Here is a 15149-nt window from a genome sequence, read left to right on the forward strand (position 1 = left end):
CACGGCGAAGTGGCCGCCTTCGTCAGCCGCTCGAACCCGTCCGTCGTCGTACCGCCACCTCGGTGGGTATGCCACGCGAGAAGAAGAGCGATCCCAGGCTGATCAGGATGAGCCCGAAGAAGGCGATGCGCAGCGACGACAACTGCGAGTCGCGGTAGACCGTCGCGAGCGTGTCGGCGTCGGCATCGCTCAGTCCGGCCCGCTCGGCGATGCCGGCCACGTCGGCCGCCGGCACGATCGTGACCCCATGGTCTGTCGCCGTCGTCACGGTCGACTTCGTGGTGTCGGGCAGGTCGCTCGCTGCGACGCCGGAAGCGAATGAGGTCGAGAGGGCACCGATCAGGATCGAGCCGATGAGAGCCGTTCCGAGCGACGAGCCGAGGTTCTGGAACACGCCCTGGAGTCCGCCGACCTCGCTCGTCTCCTTCTCGGTCACGCTCGACATGTTCACGTTCCCGAGTTGTGAGGCGAGCAGTCCGAGCGCCGCGCCGGACAGGAACATCCCGGTGGCGAAGAGTCCACTGCGCAGATCGCTGGTCGCCGAGCCGAGCAAGATCACTGCACTGATGACGAGGATGAGCTGCCCGATCCGCACGATCGTCCGCGGAGAGAGCACACGCGAGATCCGGGTTCCCACGATCGAGAGCACGACGAGCGCGATCGAGAGCGGGAAGATCCGGATCCCCGTCTCCAGTGCGTCGAGGCCGAGCGTCATCTGCAAGTACACGGGGATCATGAAGAACAGTCCGGCGGTCACCGTGTATTGAGCTCCGAGCACGAACAATCCGCTGCGGAGCGAGGTGATCGAGAACATCTTCACGTGCACGAGCGGTCCCGGGCCGGTGCGTTCGAGGATGCGCTGCCGCGCGAGGAACAGGGCAAGGACGGCGACGCCGAACACGATGGACCACGCAGCGGGGGAGATGCCGAGAGGTGCGATGGTTACCCCGCCGATCGAAGGTGGGTGCAGCGGCAGGATCCAACCCCAGGTCTTGCTCTGCAACATCCCGAACACCACGGACACGAGCCCCACCGAGGAGAGCACGATGCTGAGGGCGTCGATGCGGCCGCTCCGCTTCGGGGCCGGATCCGTGACGATCCGGGCGCAGAGCACCACGCCGATCATGATGAGCACTTCGGCGGCGAACACGTATCGCCAGTCGAAGTAGGTCGTCACGAATCCGCCGATCAGAGGTCCGGCGGCGACCGCGACACCGGACACGGCGCCGATGATGGCGAAGGCGGCGATCCGGTCGTTCCCCTGATAGTTGTCCGCGACGAGTGCCGCAATAGCCGGTATGACCAGCACGGCGCCGAGTCCCTCGACGACCGACCACCCGAGGAACAGGAGGCCCACGTTCGGACTGAGTGCCGTGATCAGCGAGCCCGCCGCGTAGACGCACGACCCGATCACGAACGCTCGCCGGCGTCCCCACACATCGCCCAGCTTCGCGCCGAGCAGCATGAACGCCGCCATCGTGAGCGTGTAGAAGGTGATCGCGCTCTGCATCGCGGCGACAGTGGTGTCGAGGTCGGCGACCACCGTCGAGATCGAGACGTTCATCACGGTGCCGTCGAGCACCATCACGAATTGCGCGGAGCCGAGGACGGCGATGACGCCCGCTCGCTTCATGGTGACTCCTTGGATGGGGCGGCGACTGCCGCGCGAGCGCCTGCGCCGCGCATGATGCGCGCGACCGCCGTGATGAGGAACAGCTGTCCCGTGATCGCTTCTGCGACGGCGACCGCCTGCGACGTCGCGGTGGAGGGGACGAGGTTGCCGTAACCGGTGGTCGTGAGCGTCGTGAACGAGAAGAAGAGCTGGTTGGCGAGCGAGTCGTCGTCCGTGCCGTCGAAGATCGAGGCGGGGGAGACGAGGGAGAGCAGGTTGAAGGCGAACGTGAAGAAGAGGCCGACGAAGACGTAGGCCGTGATGGCTGCCAGGAGCGCTTCGAGGTTGAGCCCACGCCGCTTCACCTGGTGACCGATGATCGCGACCGGCGCCACGAGGAGCGCGACCATGGTCGCGGTCGAGAACACGATGTCGAGTACGTGCCCGCCCGCGCTGCTGAGCGCCGTGATGATCGTCGCGAGCCCGGCCGCCGAGAGGATCACCCAGGCCACGTGCTGGATCATCGGCGGTGTCCCGGTCACGCGGAACACGACGGCGACCGTCACGAGGATGACCAGGAACGCCCACGGGCTCGGATCCGTGGCGCGTTGTGCCGCGCACAAGGCGTAGGAGACGACGAGCAGCGCGAAGATGATCACGTATCCCGACACCCCGTCGAAGACGGTGCCGGACGTCGGTGTCGCACCCGTCTGGAACTCTCGCATCCCCGTCATATCGCACCTCGCCCCCGTCTGTCGACGGCGCGGGAGCCGGAGGGCCGGAGGAGAGTCTCCGGGGCGGGTGCGGGCGTCGTCGCACGCTCATCGTGGCATCCGTGCGGACCGAGCGGTCGGCGAGTGTCACCCTTTCCGGGCGATGCGGGCGCCGGTTCGTGACAGCTCGCCATTCCGGTTATGATGGTGAGGTGCATCCGTGCTTTCGGGTCGGATGCCTGGAGACGTCGCATAGTCCGGCCGAGTGCACCACCCTGCTAAGGTGGAGTCCCCTCACGGGGACCAGGGGTTCAAATCCCCTCGTCTCCGCACTTTTCCCAGGGATGGCATCCGCCCCAGCCACGCGTCAGGTCGTGTGCTGTGGGGCGATCCACGACTAACCTTCGGGAATGCGTACCTGGTTCCTTCGCGCTCGTGAGTCCTTCTGGTTCCTGCCGACGGTGTTCGGGGTGGCGGCGATCGCCCTCGCGATCGGACTGACCGAGCTCGACCGCCTGCTGCTCGCGAACGGCGACACCTCGGGTGCCCTCCTGGCGGATCTGTCCGCGACGGGCGGGCGCGCGATCCTCACTGTCATCGGCGGGACCATGCTCGGGGTGGCGGCGACATCCTTCTCGATCACGATCTCGGTGCTGGCCACGACGTCATCGGCCTATGGTCCCCGCCTGGTGCGGAACTTCATGGCGGACCGCGGGAACCAGTTCGTCCTCGCGGTCCTCACCTCGACGTTCCTCTACACGCTGGTGGTGCTGCGCGCGGTGCGGACCGAGCAGGACTCGATCTCTGCGTTCGTCCCCGTCACGGCAGTGACGTTCGCCGTCTTCCTGGCGATCGCCGACGTCGCGGTGCTCGTGTACTTCATCCACCACATCGCCAGGTCGGTCCAGGTGACCACCCTGCAGGGGCGGGTGCTGAGGGAGCTCGTCGAGGTCATCGACCTCCTCTATCCCGACGCGTCGGACCGTGACACGGTGACGACGGAACCGGATGACCTCATCGTCCACGAGGAGTTCTTCGCCACCGCCTCGGGCTATGTGCAATACGTCGACTTCGAGGACCTCGTCGCTTTCGCACGCGCGCATCAGGTCGTCGTCCGCATAGCCACGCCGCCGGGAACCCACGTGCTGGAGGGCCAGGTGATCGCTCAGTCTCTGATTTCCCGGAATCAGGGGCGGGACGAGAGCACGGAGGAGGCGGCGTCGAAGGCGATCACGTCCGCGATCGCCGTCGGAGCGGCGCGCACTCCCCACCAGGACCTCGGTTTCGCCGTTCAGGGGCTGACCGAGATCGGCGTCCGCGGGCTTGCAGCGGGTACCAACGACCCCTACACGGCGGTGGCTGCGATCGATGCGCTGAGCTCGGCCCTCGTGACCCTCTGCGGCCGTCCGGCGGCAGACGGAAGGTATCCCGGCGACGACGGCGAACTGCGGGTTGTCTGCCGCTGGCCGTCTCCCATCGAGCTGATCGCCGATGCGCTTCTGGCCCTTCGTACGTACGGGATGAGGCACCCGCTCGTCGTGCGTGCAGGCGTCGGGCTCCTCGAACGGCTGGAGGCTGCGATGACCGGGGGAGATCGTCTGCGGTTGCGGGATGAGATCGCCGCGTTCCGTTCGGCCTACGTCGCCACGGATCCGCCGCCCACCGATGCCGCCCCCGTGCTCGAGCGGCTGGACGATACCCTCCGCCGCCTGCCCTGACGACCTGGCGACAGCGTGGGGTCAGGAGCGTTGATCGTTTCGATGCCAGAGGCGATCCAGGAACCTCTTGGCCCTCCGGAACACCGTGTCTTCGCGCGGTGAGAGCGTCTCCCCTCGGCGGAGACGGGTGCCGCGTTCGATCGTGATCTCGCGCGAGCGCTCGGTCCGGTCGACCACGGTGGACTCGCGAAGGGGGAGCTGCAACTCCGATTCCGCCTTCTGCCCGGCCTGGAGCTGCCTGCCGCGTTCGAGTTCCGCGTTGAACTCGGCGCCGATCAGCAGAGCCATGTTGATGACGAACAACCACAGGAGGAAGACCACGACCCCGGCGAGGGAGCCGAACGTCCGGTTGTAGTCGGCGAAGTTCGACACGTAGATGAAGAGGCCGGCAGAGGCGAGGGAGAGTACCCCGACGGCGAACGCGGCACCCAGCCCCAACCACCGAAGCGGGGGCTGCTTCAGATTGGAGGTGCCCTTGTAGAGCAGGGTGATCATCATGACGACGGCCGTGGCCAGGACCGGCCACTTCACGACGTCCCAGACGCCCAGAGCCGTGTCGCCGATGCCCAGAGCATGTCCGGCCGCGCGAGCGACGGGCCCGGAGAGGACGACCACCCCGACGACCACCAGTGCGAGTCCGAGGAGCACGACGGTGACGCCGAGCTGCCAGGGCTTGCGCTTCCAGTAGGGTCGCCCTTCCGGGACACCGTAGATCCGGTTGAGTATCCGACCGAATCCGCTCACATAGATCGAGGCGGACCACACGGCGGTGACGATGGCCACGATCACGGTGATGCCCGCAGCGGACGTGCCTGCCGCATCGGTCAACGGCGCACGAAGCGTGTCGGTCACTGCCGGGGGCGCGACCTCGGCGAGGAGCGTGAGCAGCCGATCGAGCACCTCGTCGGTATCCGCGAGCACTCCGACCAGCGCCATCACCGCCAGCCCTGCCGGGAAGACCGAGAGGACGGCGAAGAAGGTCAGGGCGGCCGCCGCGTCCACGCACCCGTCGCGGACGAACTCCTGGACCGCGCGACGCCCGATGTACGTCCAGGTCTGCCGTCGAATCTGCAGAGGAGTCGAAGGCTTCGCTCGGTCTGCTGCGCGCGTGTTCGACATGTCTCTCACGCTACGCCGCCGGGAGGTGGCGAGCGGAACCCCTTGCGCTACAGCAGCGGCAAGGATCGTGCGACACCGATCGGCTCGACCGGGGTGGTCTCGTCCGCGACGCCGAACCTGACGAGGGACTGAGGGGCGGAGCGGTAGTCCGGGGGTGCGGTGTCGAGTCCGGCTGCGTCGAGGAGGACGAATTCTGCCGCCGAGCCCACGATGCGCAGGGTGCCCACGGGGAGGCAATCGATGATCAGCTGGAACTCCCGCTCGTGCGCGTACACCCTCGAACCGGTGATCGACCAGGCCGTGAACTCGTTGGCGGTCCGTGTGCACAGCCAGTTCTGCTGCGCGACATCCTTCACCCGGAGCAGGGCGGTGTTGCCGCGGAGGCGCGAGGATTGACGCAGTTCGAGGAGCACGCCGACCGATCCGCCCAGCACATCGACGATGACCCGGGTGATCTGGGCATCGATGAGAGCGTCGGGCGTCAGGAAGGGATTCTCCGCGTCCGGGAGCGCCTGAAGTCCGGATGGTATGCCGATCAGCAGATCATTCGCGTTCATGCCCGTCGCTCTCCCCAGAGGTCCCCAATATGTTGAGATTACGCGACGCGCTTTCACGAACTCTGTGCGCGGAGTGTGAACCGGGGTCCCCCTCGGGTAGTCTCGCCCGCATGGCCACCGCAGCGACGCAGACCCATAAACGCGAAGCCTTCAGCTCGCGCAACGTGTTCATCCTCTCGGCGATCGGATCGGCGGTCGGCCTCGGCAACATCTGGCGCTTCCCCTACGTCGCCTACGAAGGCGGTGGCGGAGCGTTCCTCATCCCGTATCTGTGCGCGCTCCTCACGGCGGGTATCCCGCTGCTGTTCTTCGACTACGCGATCGGCCACCGCTTCCGCGGGTCGGCACCGCTGGCGTTCCGACGGATGCACCGTGCGGCCGAGCCTCTCGGATGGTGGCAGGTCCTCATCTGCGTCGTGATCGCCGTGTACTACGCGGTCATCGTCGCCTGGGCCGCGATGTACACGTGGTTCTCCGCCCAGCTCACCTGGGGTGCGGGCAACGAGAATGATTTCTTCTTCATCGACTTCCTCCGCTCGGCCGATGTCGCCGAGGTGGGCGTGTCGACCGACTTCGTGCCGCAGGTGGGCATCCCCCTGGTCGCCGCTTGGCTGATCGTCATCGTGATCATGGCGTTCGGAGTGAAACGCGGCATCGGCCGGGCGAACATGATCCTGATGCCTCTGCTCACCCTCATGTTCGCGATTCTCGTGGTGCAGTCCCTCTTCCTTCCGGGTGCGATGGACGGTCTGAACGCGTTCTTCACCCCGAACTGGGAGGCCCTGGCCGATCCCGGCGTCTGGGCCTCGGCGTACGGCCACATCTTCTTCTCGCTGTCCGTCGCTTTCGGCATCATGGTGACGTACTCCTCCTACCTGAAGCGCAAGACCGATCTCACCGGCTCGGGACTCGTCGTCGCTTTCGCGAACTCCGGCTTCGAGATCCTCGCAGGTATCGGTGTCTTCGCGGCTCTCGGCTTCATGGCGCAGGCGCAGAGCACGGAGGTAGCCGGTGTCGCCTCCTCCGGCATCGGACTCGCCTTCGTCGCCTTCCCGACGATCGTGTCGCAGGCGACGGGCGGGTCGATCATCGGCGTCCTGTTCTTCGGCGCCCTCGTCTTCGCCGGTATCACCTCGCTGATCTCGATCCTCGAAGTGATCGTGGCCGCGCTGCAGGACAAGCTCGGCTGGGCTCGGGTGCGTACCACGCTCACGGTCACGATCCCGCTGGCGATCATCTCGATGGCGCTCTTCTCGACGACCACGGCCTTGTCGGTCCTCGACACGGCGGATGCCTTCGTCAACTCCTTCGGCATCATGGCGGTCGCGCTGGTGGCCGTGATCGTCGTGGCCTGGCTGCTGCACAAGCTGCCGGTGCTGGCGGAGCACCTGAACCGGCGTTCGAGCTTCCGGGTAGGGACGATCTGGAAGGTGCTCGTGGGCATCCTGGCGCCGGTGGTGCTCGGGTACCTCTTCATCAGCGAGCTCATCGCCAAGACGTCTGAGCCCTACAGTGGCTACCCTGCCTGGTTCCTCGCGATCTTCGGCTGGGGGATGGTCGTCGCCCTGGTCGTGCTGGCGCTGATCCTCTCGGCTCTGCCGTGGAGCGGGCGTTCGCATGCGAAGGACGATCCCGAGTACGACGAATTCCTTTCGAAGGAAGAATACGAACCCGATGCGGAGACTTCGGCGATCCCGCTGATCGACACGACCACGAAGGGAACCGGCGCATGACCACGACGGCGATCGTCATGATGATCATCGCGATGGTCACGGTCTGGGGCGGCTTGGTCGCCGGGATCGTGAACCTCGCTCGTCACCCGGAAGAAGCCGAGACGGAGCCCGCTCCGCCCGTCGAGCTCTGAGCGGGAGATGACCGCATCCGACCGGAGAAGTCGGGTGCGGGTGAGCGGCGCGCGGCGACGATGGTGGGGAAAGGAGGACCCATGATCGGCTCGCTCAACGCCCTGGTCGACCTCGTCGAGGCCGAAGGTCCCGCCGAGGGGATCGACGTCGCCGGGTTCGCTCGTGAGCACGGCACGACGGAGTATCACCTACGCCGCATGTTCTCCGCGCTGGCGGGAATGCCGCTCTCGGAGTACGTGCGTCGTCGTCGGATGACACTCGCCGGTGCAGAGCTCGCTACCGGAGCGTCGAGCCTGCTCGAGGTCGCCGTTCGGCACGGTTACGGGTCGGTGGAGGCGTTCGGCCGGGCGTTCCGTGCGGTGCACGGCATCAGCCCGGCTGATGCGCGCCGAGATGGGGGTCCTCTCCGTACACAACCCACGCTCCGGTTCCGCCTGAGCGTCGAAGGGAGCACTCCGATGGACGTCACCATCACTCACCAGCCCGCTTTCACCCTCGCAGGCCATGCCGCCGAGGTGCCACTGATCCACGAGGGCGTCAACCCGTATATCCAGGCGCACATCGCGGCGATACCACCCGAGGAGCACGCGCGACTCAAAAGCCTCGGCGATGCCGAGCCGTCGGGCATCCTGGCCGTCACGGCCGACATCGCTCCGGACGCCGCGGAGGGAGAAGCGCTGACCTATCTGCACGGCGTCGCGTTGCAGCCCACGACCGCAGTGCCCGCTGACCTCGACACGCTTCCCCAAGAGCAGGGTGCGTGGGCCGTGTTCGCGGCGCGGGGGCCGTTCCCCGAGACCCTGCAGAAACTGTGGGCGGCCACCGCGGCGGACTGGTTCCCGTCGAATCCGTGGCGCCTGCGCCCCGGCCCCTCGATCGTGCGCTACCTCGAGTTCACGGGCGATTTCGCCTCGTGCGAGCTCTGGCTCCCTGTCGAACAGAGCTGAGGGCCGCGAGGCGGGACGTCACTCACGTGCGCCCCGCCTCGAATGTCGGACCTCGATGCAAGACTGGGCACACGACCCAGGGAGGCACGTCATGGCGGCGATCGACCCGAAGAAGACGCTCGATGCGTACCAGGCGAAACGGGGTGAGTTCCGTGTCGTCGAGGTTCCCCCTCTGCAGTATCTGGCGATCGATGGAGCGGGGGATCCGAACACGGCTCCTGCGTACGCCGAAGCCGTCTCCGCACTGTTCCCGGTGGCGTACACGCTCAAGTTCGCCAGTCGGAAGGAATTCGGCATCGACACCGTCGTGATGCCACTCGAAGGACTCTGGCATGCGCCCGACATGGAGTCGTTCACCTCGCGTCGCGACAAGTCGGCGTGGCTGTGGACGATGATGATCATGGTCGGCGACCACATCACCGCGGAGATGTTCACCGACGCCGTGGAGGCCGTGGGACAGAAGGCGGCGAAGAAGAAGGAGCCGTTGCCCGCACTCGGAGGCGTGCGACTGGAGACCCTCGACGAAGGAACCTGTGTGCAGACCCTGCACATCGGCCCCTTCGATGACGAGGGTCCCGTGCTCGACGATCTCCATCACCGCTTCATCCCCGAGAACGGGCTGCGGATGCGAGGGCTGCACCATGAGATCTATCTGAGCGATCCGCGTCGCAGCGATCCGGCGAAGCTGCGCACGATCCTCCGGCAGCCGGTGGCACCGGCCACCTGACGCCCGCACGGCCGCGTCGTGAAATCAAGCCTCTTCTGGCGGCACGCCGTGACGGATACTCTTCATCGATGAGCACGGTCAAGCACGCCGCACGGGTCGCCAAGGATTCCTCCGCCTTCCGAAGGATCGCGCGCGCCGGCTTCGTGGTGCTCGGGCTGATCCACGTCGTCCTCGGCTCCATCGCCATCTCCATCGCCGCCGGCGCATCCGGTGACGCGGATCAGGACGGAGCGATGGAGCAGATCCGTCAGAATCCCGTGGGTGGGTTGCTGCTGGTGCTCATCGCCGTGGGACTGTTCGCCCTGGCGGCCTGGCAGGTCGCGAGTGCCTTCCTCGCGACCGATCCCGCCGAGACGAAGAAGTGGGGTCAGCGGATCAAGCTCGTCGGCATCTCCCTCGCCTACCTCGTCGTCGGAGGCATGGCGTTCATCTACGCGGTGGGTGGCCGCGCCGACTCGGAGAAGGCGTCGAAGACCCTCAGCGCGGTCGTGCTGGCGGCCCCCGGAGGAGTGGCACTGCTCGTCGTCATCGGCCTGTCCGTCGCGGGAGTCGGGGTCGGCTTCATCGTCGGCGGGTTCACCCGCGGGTTCGAGAAGCTGCTCGACCTCCCCTCCGGAGTCGCCCGCGGCGGTATCGTCACGCTCGGCGTCATCGGGTACTTCGGCAAGGGCATCGCCGTCGGGGTGACCGGGGTGCTCTTCGTGGTGGCGGCCGTGACGCAGGACCCGGAGAAGGGGGCAGGGTTGGACGCGGCTCTGCACAGCCTGCTGGTGCTGCCGTTCGGGCCCGTCCTCCTCGGTGCCGTCGGGGTGGGACTGGCGGTCTACGGGGTGTTCTGCATCGCCCGTGCGCGGTTCGCCCGCATGTGAGTCCGCGTGCTTCGCGCCGGCCGCTCAGGCGCTCGCAGGTTTCTCGCTCCACACGAGCAGGAACGCGCCGAGAGCGATCATGAGCCCGCCTCCGGTCGCGCCCATCGCTTCGACTCGACGCGGAGAGCGGCCGAACCACCCGCGCGCCGCACTGGCGAGAAGCACCCACACCGCGTCGCAGGTCACACCGATCGCCACGACGATCACCCCGAGCACGAAGAGCTGGGCGGGCACCGACCCGGCTTGCAGGTCGACGAACTGCGGCAGGATCGCGAGGAAGAACGCGATCGACTTCGGGTTGGTGACGCCGACCACGAATCCTTCGAGGAGCAGGCGCCATCCGGAGCGTCTTGCCTGCTCCGCGACGAGAGCGCGCGCCGCGTCCTTCCGGTGGCGGATCGCCTGGACGCCGAGGTAGACGAGGTACCCGGCGCCGAGCACCTTGATGATCGTGAAGAGCAGGACCGATTGCGCGATGACGGTGCCGACACCGAGTGCGACGCCGACGACGAGCACGATCGAGCCGGCGGCTGTCCCGAGGATGCTGAGGAATCCGCCCATCCGGCCGAGCGACATCGCCCGTCCGATCGTGAACAGCACGGTGGGGCCCGGGATCACCACCATCACGAACGCCGCCGCGATGAGGGCGAGCAGTGTGTCGGGGGCGATCATGGGTCGAGCCTAGAGGGGGCGGACGGCCGCGGTCGAGCGGTCGTGCGGGCCCACGCCTGTCGTGCAGGTGGGAAACTGGAACGATGAGCGTTTCTTCCGGCGTCGACGTGATCGCCCCCCTGAGTGAGGACGAGGTGCGGCGAATCCGTGAGGACTTCCCGATCCTGCACACACAGGTACAGGGGCATCCCCTGGTGTACCTCGATTCGGGGGCGACCGCGCAGCGCCCGTTCGCGGTGCTCGACGCCGAGCGCGAATTCTCGACCACTCTGAACTCCGCCGTGCACCGCGGCGCGCACACTCTGGCAGCAGAGGCGACGGAGCTGTTCGAAGAGGCCCGCGGCACGATCGCACGGTTCGTGGGGGCGGACGAGGACGAGATCGTCTGGACATCGAATGCGACGGAGGCGATCAACCTCATCGCGTACTCGCTCTCGAACGCGTCACTCGGGCGTGGGGGAGCGGAGGCCGAACGATTCCGCCTCCGCGAGGGAGACGAGATCGTCACCACCGAGATGGAGCACCACGCGAACCTCATCCCGTGGCAGGAACTCGCCGCGCGGACCGGGGCGACGCTGAAGGTCATCCCGCTCGACGACGATGGCGCGCTGCGGCTCGACGTCGCCGCCGACCTGATCACCGCACGCACGAAGCTCGTGGCGTTCACGCACGTCTCGAACGTGCTCGGCGTGATCAATCCGGTCGAGACCCTCGTCACCGCGGCCCGCGAGGTCGGCGCGCTGACCGTGCTCGATGCGTGCCAGTCGGCGCCGCATCTCCCGCTCGACGTGCGGGCGCTCGGCGTCGACTTCGCCGTGCTGTCCGGGCACAAGATGCTCGGCCCCACCGGGATCGGCGCGCTCTACGGTCAGCGCGAGGTGCTGGCCGCGATGCCCCCGTTCCTGACCGGCGGGTCCATGATCACCACGGTGACGACGACGGAGGCCGAATACCTTCCGCCGCCGCAGCGGTTCGAGGCGGGCACGCAACGGGTGTCGCAGGCCATCGCGCTCGCCGCGGCCGTGGACTATCTGACCGAGGTGGGCATGTCGCGCATCGCCGCGCACGAGGCCGCGTTCGGTCGGCGCCTCGTCGACGGTCTGGGTGCGATCGACGGGGTCCGCGTGCTCGGCGCCGACATCGATCTCCCGCGCGTGGGCCTGGCGAGCTTCGATGTCGCCGGCATCCACTCCCATGATGTGGGGCAGTTCCTCGACGATCTCGGGATCGCCGTGCGGGTCGGGCACCACTGTGCGCAGCCGCTGCATCGGCGCCTCGGAGTGACCTCGTCCACGCGGGCGAGTACCTACCTGTACACGACCGATGCCGAGGTGGAAGCCGTGATCGAGGGCGTCGCCGGAGCGATCGACTTCTTCCGGAGGGGCGTATGAGCGACCTGCAGAACCTGTACCAGGAGCTGATCCTGGACCATTCACGCACTCCGCACGGATACGGGCTGCGTGACGAGATCGCGGCGCAGTCGCACCAGCTGAACCCCACGTGCGGTGACGAGATCACGATGCAAGTGCATCGTGGTCCCGACGGCGGCATCGAGGCGATCGCGTGGGAAGGGCACGGATGCGCCATCTCCCAGGCGTCGGCGTCCCTGCTCGCCGAGCTCGCCGAGGGGCTGACTCTCGCGGAGCTCGAAGTGCGGATCACCGCGTTCCGCGAGGCGATGAGGTCGCGGGGGAAGATCGAACCGGACGAGGAGCTGCTCGGAGATGCAGCCGCTCTCGGAGGGGTGTCGAAGTATGTGGCCCGCGTGAAGTGCGCCATGCTCGCCTGGGTCGCCGCGGAGGACGCGCTCACACGCGGGTGAGGTGCAGGATGGACGCATGCCTCTGCAGCTGAGTCCTCTGCCCGCCGAACGCTTCGAGGAGTGGCGCAGCGCGGCCAGGCAACGGGTCATCGACGGCAACCGGGTGTCCGGGCACCGGATCGGCGCGGACGCGGTCGACTTCGCGGATGCGTTCTTCGCGGAGCTGCTGCCGGACGGCCTCGCGACCCCGACCGTGCGGATCCTGCGCATCGTGGACGAGCACGAACGCGAGCTCGGCACCCTCTGGCTCGCGGTCGGTGAACACAAGCTCTTCCTTCTCGAGCTCGCCGTCGAGGAGCCGCTCTCCGATGCCCGGAACGATGATGTGCTCGCGCAGATCCTGGCGATCGCGAGGGACCGGGGCGTGGCGCGGATCAGCGCACCGCTGTTCCCGCACGACGCGGCGGGTCACGCTCTCCTGGAGGGGCGCGGGTTCGAGGTGGCGTCGATCCAGATGGTCCTCGAGCCGTTGCCGGTGCGGGAGGTTCCCGTGCACGTGGACGTCGTGCCCATGACGGCCGAGCGGTTCCCCCGGTTCGTCGCCGCCTCGGAGAAAGGGTTCGCCGACGATCTCGTCGCCTCCGGCCGATACTCGCCCGACGAAGCGGCGGCCGAATCGCATCGCCAGCTGGTCGCGGAGCTTCCGGAGGGAGTGGAGACGAAGGGGCAGGCACTGTTCACCGCCTCGGTCGACGGTGCAGAGGTCGGGATCCTCTGGCTCGGCATGCGCGTCCGTGACGGTCGCCCTCATGCTTTCGTGCTCGACATCGAGGTCGACGCCGCTGAGCGTCGCAAGGGATACGGGCGTGCGCTGATGCATGCCGCCGAACGCGAGGCCCGCCGGCTCGGTGCGGACTCCATCGGGTTGCACGTCTTCGGCTTCAACACCGGCGCGATCGACCTGTACGAGCAGCTCGGCTATCGCCGCACGGAGGAGAGTCTGCTTCGGGAGCTCTGAGGTCCTCAGCGGAGGACGCGACGGGAATAGTCACGCGCGAGCTGCGTTGGGCCGAACATGACAACTCTCGGAATCATCGGTGCAGGACACATCGGCAGCCAGGTCGCCCGGGTGGCGGTGGCGAATGGCTATGACGTCGTGATCGCGAACTCGCGCGGACCGGAGACCCTCGCCGACCTCGTCGCCGAGCTCGGACCGCGGGCGAAGGCGGCCACCGCGGAGGATGCCGCCGCCGCTGCGGACATCGCGGTCGTGACTGTGCCGCTCCATGCGATCGACAAGCTCCCGGCCGAGCAGTTGGCGGGCAAGATCGTGCTCGACACCAACAACTACTACTTCGAGCGCGACGGGCGCATCGAGGCTCTCGACAAGGGGGAGACCACGACGTCGGAGCTCGTGCAGCGCGCGCTCCCGACGTCGAAGATCGCGAAGGCGTTCAACCACATCTACGCGTCCGAGATCACCGCGGACGGCACGCCGGCCGGGACCGCTGATCGACGTGCGCTGGCCACGGCCGGTGACGACGCGGAGGCTGTCGCGTTCGTGACGCGCTTCTACGACGAGGCCGGCTTCGACACGGTCAACGTCGGGCCGCTCAGTGAGTCGTGGCGGGTCGAGCGTGATCGCCCCGCGTACGTCGTGCGGCAGAACGCCGCGGAGCTGGCCGCGAACATCGCCGCCGCCAACCGGCTGCCCTGATCGAGTCCTACGCGGGCGTGGGGGCGTCGCGCACTCGTCTTGCCCGCTCGGGGGGGCGCGTACGCCCGGGCGTGTTGGGATACCAAAAGTTGTTGATCCGACTCCGGAGTGCGAGAATGCCCAGATGGCGGGGGCTATGGCGGGAATCGGCGAACTCGAGTCGGTGAGGGTCACGAGGATTCTTCGAGACGACATCGTGCTCGGGCGGCGCGCCCCCGGCTCCCGGCTCGTGGAGCGCGACATCGCGGCCGAGCTGAACGTGTCCCGCCTTCCCGTCCGCGAGGCCATCCGCACGCTGGTCGCCGAAGGGGTCGTCGTCGCCCGCCCCCGCACCTGGGCCGTCGTGCGCGAGTTCACCCGACGTGACATCCAGGACTTCGCCGAGGTGCGCGAGGCCATCGAGACGCTGATCTTCGTCTTCGCGGCGGAACGGCACGACGAGGCCGGCATCGTCCGGATGCGCGGCGCCTATGAGCGCGAGCTCGCTGCCGCCGAAGCTGACGACGCCGAGGCCGCGAGGATCGCCGCAGCGGAATTCCACGAGATCGCGGTCGAGCTGGCCGGGAACGAGATGTTCGGGGAACTCATCGCGGTGTTCCTCACGCGTCTGAGGTGGCTCTTCGGTCAGCACGACGACCTCCTCGCGATGGCCGACGAGCACCGCATCATCCTGGAAGCCATGATGGCTCGTGACACGGAAGCGCTCCGCCGCATCATCCCTGCCCACCTCGCCAGCGGCCAGGCCGCCGCGGAACGCCGCCTCGCGCGCAGCAGCGACCTGATGGTCTGACCGCGACGACGGTCGGCCGCGCGAAGTCAGGGGCAACGGCGACGGCATCGGTTGTATATTGGTGCGATCGGAGTCGGTCCG

Annotated in this window: 16 protein-coding genes and 1 tRNA gene; 12 read left to right on the forward strand and 5 right to left on the reverse strand. The window is 67.6% G+C overall.

Going from position 1 to position 15149, the window contains the following annotated elements; genetic code table 11:
• Positions 1 to 22: 22 nt before the first annotated feature.
• Both LRQ07_RS02870 and LRQ07_RS02875 read right to left on the reverse strand, forming a co-directional pair.
• Complete coding sequence (locus tag LRQ07_RS02870; protein WP_256535790.1) at positions 23 to 1633, reverse strand: MFS transporter; 1611 nt, start codon at positions 1631 to 1633, stop codon at positions 23 to 25.
• The gene (locus LRQ07_RS02875) at positions 1630 to 2346 is read right to left on the reverse strand and encodes an ion channel (RefSeq protein WP_256535791.1); all 717 of its coding nucleotides are present in this window, start codon (positions 2344 to 2346) and stop codon (positions 1630 to 1632) included. The genes LRQ07_RS02870 and LRQ07_RS02875 overlap by 4 nt, the downstream gene beginning before the upstream one ends.
• A gap of 220 nt (positions 2347 to 2566) precedes the next feature.
• On the opposite strand from LRQ07_RS02875, the gene LRQ07_RS02880 reads away from it, so the two are divergent.
• Together LRQ07_RS02880 and LRQ07_RS02885 are read left to right on the forward strand one after the other, a co-directional pair.
• A tRNA-Ser gene (locus tag LRQ07_RS02880) sits at positions 2567 to 2655 on the forward strand.
• An 80-nt stretch (positions 2656 to 2735) separates the two neighbouring features.
• Complete coding sequence (locus LRQ07_RS02885) at positions 2736 to 4043, forward strand: DUF2254 domain-containing protein (RefSeq protein WP_256535792.1); 1308 nt, start codon at positions 2736 to 2738, stop codon at positions 4041 to 4043.
• Positions 4044 to 4064: 21 nt separating this feature from the next.
• On the opposite strand, the gene LRQ07_RS02890 is transcribed toward LRQ07_RS02885, so the two are convergent.
• Both LRQ07_RS02890 and LRQ07_RS02895 read right to left on the reverse strand, forming a co-directional pair.
• Positions 4065 to 5162: a YihY/virulence factor BrkB family protein gene (locus LRQ07_RS02890; RefSeq protein ID WP_232762623.1), complete on the reverse strand. Its 1098-nt coding sequence runs from the start codon at positions 5160 to 5162 to the stop codon at positions 4065 to 4067.
• Between the two features lie 47 nt (positions 5163 to 5209).
• Complete coding sequence (locus LRQ07_RS02895; protein WP_256535793.1) at positions 5210 to 5719, reverse strand: hypothetical protein; 510 nt, start codon at positions 5717 to 5719, stop codon at positions 5210 to 5212.
• 110 nt (positions 5720 to 5829) lie between these two features.
• Here LRQ07_RS02895 and LRQ07_RS02900 point away from each other — a divergent pair, with 110 nt between their 5' ends.
• The 5 genes from LRQ07_RS02900 to LRQ07_RS02920 all read left to right on the forward strand — a co-directional run bounded on the left by LRQ07_RS02900 (position 5830) and on the right by LRQ07_RS02920 (position 10127).
• Positions 5830 to 7452, forward strand: a complete 1623-nt coding sequence (locus LRQ07_RS02900) for a sodium-dependent transporter (protein WP_256535794.1) — start codon at positions 5830 to 5832, stop codon at positions 7450 to 7452.
• Positions 7449 to 7583 (forward strand): methionine/alanine import family NSS transporter small subunit, encoded by a 135-nt coding sequence (locus tag LRQ07_RS02905; protein WP_081996931.1) that lies wholly within the window; start codon positions 7449 to 7451, stop codon positions 7581 to 7583. Before LRQ07_RS02900 ends, LRQ07_RS02905 begins: the two co-directional genes overlap by 4 nt.
• An 81-nt stretch (positions 7584 to 7664) precedes the next feature.
• A complete protein-coding gene (locus LRQ07_RS02910; RefSeq protein ID WP_153243548.1) occupies positions 7665 to 8531 on the forward strand; it encodes an AraC family transcriptional regulator in 867 nt (288 codons plus the stop codon).
• A 91-nt stretch (positions 8532 to 8622) separates the two neighbouring features.
• Positions 8623 to 9258: a GyrI-like domain-containing protein gene (locus tag LRQ07_RS02915; protein WP_256535795.1), complete on the forward strand. Its 636-nt coding sequence runs from the start codon at positions 8623 to 8625 to the stop codon at positions 9256 to 9258.
• Between the two features lie 68 nt (positions 9259 to 9326).
• Entirely contained in the window at positions 9327 to 10127 is an 801-nt protein-coding gene (locus LRQ07_RS02920) for a DUF1206 domain-containing protein (protein WP_232762618.1), read from the forward strand.
• A gap of 24 nt (positions 10128 to 10151) precedes the next feature.
• On the opposite strand, the gene LRQ07_RS02925 is transcribed toward LRQ07_RS02920, so the two are convergent.
• Positions 10152 to 10799, reverse strand: coding sequence for a LysE family translocator (locus tag LRQ07_RS02925; protein ID WP_232762617.1), 648 nt, complete (start codon positions 10797 to 10799; stop codon positions 10152 to 10154).
• Positions 10800 to 10882: 83 nt separating this feature from the next.
• On the opposite strand from LRQ07_RS02925, the gene LRQ07_RS02930 reads away from it, so the two are divergent.
• The 5 genes from LRQ07_RS02930 (at position 10883) to LRQ07_RS02950 (ending at position 15068) form a co-directional block, all read left to right on the forward strand.
• The gene (locus LRQ07_RS02930; protein ID WP_256535796.1) at positions 10883 to 12190 is read left to right on the forward strand and encodes a SufS family cysteine desulfurase; all 1308 of its coding nucleotides are present in this window, start codon (positions 10883 to 10885) and stop codon (positions 12188 to 12190) included.
• The gene (gene sufU / locus LRQ07_RS02935) at positions 12187 to 12621 is read left to right on the forward strand and encodes a Fe-S cluster assembly sulfur transfer protein SufU (RefSeq protein WP_256535797.1); all 435 of its coding nucleotides are present in this window, start codon (positions 12187 to 12189) and stop codon (positions 12619 to 12621) included. Before LRQ07_RS02930 ends, sufU begins: the two co-directional genes overlap by 4 nt.
• 16 nt (positions 12622 to 12637) lie before the next feature.
• On the forward strand, positions 12638 to 13579 hold the full coding sequence (locus LRQ07_RS02940) for a GNAT family N-acetyltransferase (protein ID WP_256535798.1): 942 nt from the start codon (positions 12638 to 12640) through the stop codon (positions 13577 to 13579).
• 57 nt (positions 13580 to 13636) lie between these two features.
• Complete coding sequence (locus tag LRQ07_RS02945) at positions 13637 to 14278, forward strand: NADPH-dependent F420 reductase (RefSeq protein WP_232762613.1); 642 nt, start codon at positions 13637 to 13639, stop codon at positions 14276 to 14278.
• A 124-nt stretch (positions 14279 to 14402) separates the two neighbouring features.
• Positions 14403 to 15068, forward strand: a complete 666-nt coding sequence (locus LRQ07_RS02950) for a GntR family transcriptional regulator (protein WP_256535799.1) — start codon at positions 14403 to 14405, stop codon at positions 15066 to 15068.
• Positions 15069 to 15149 lie beyond the last annotated feature (81 nt).

Origin of the sequence: Microbacterium sp. J1-1, assembly GCF_024498615.1 — a bacterium.
Classification (GTDB): domain Bacteria; phylum Actinomycetota; class Actinomycetes; order Actinomycetales; family Microbacteriaceae; genus Microbacterium; species Microbacterium aurugineum.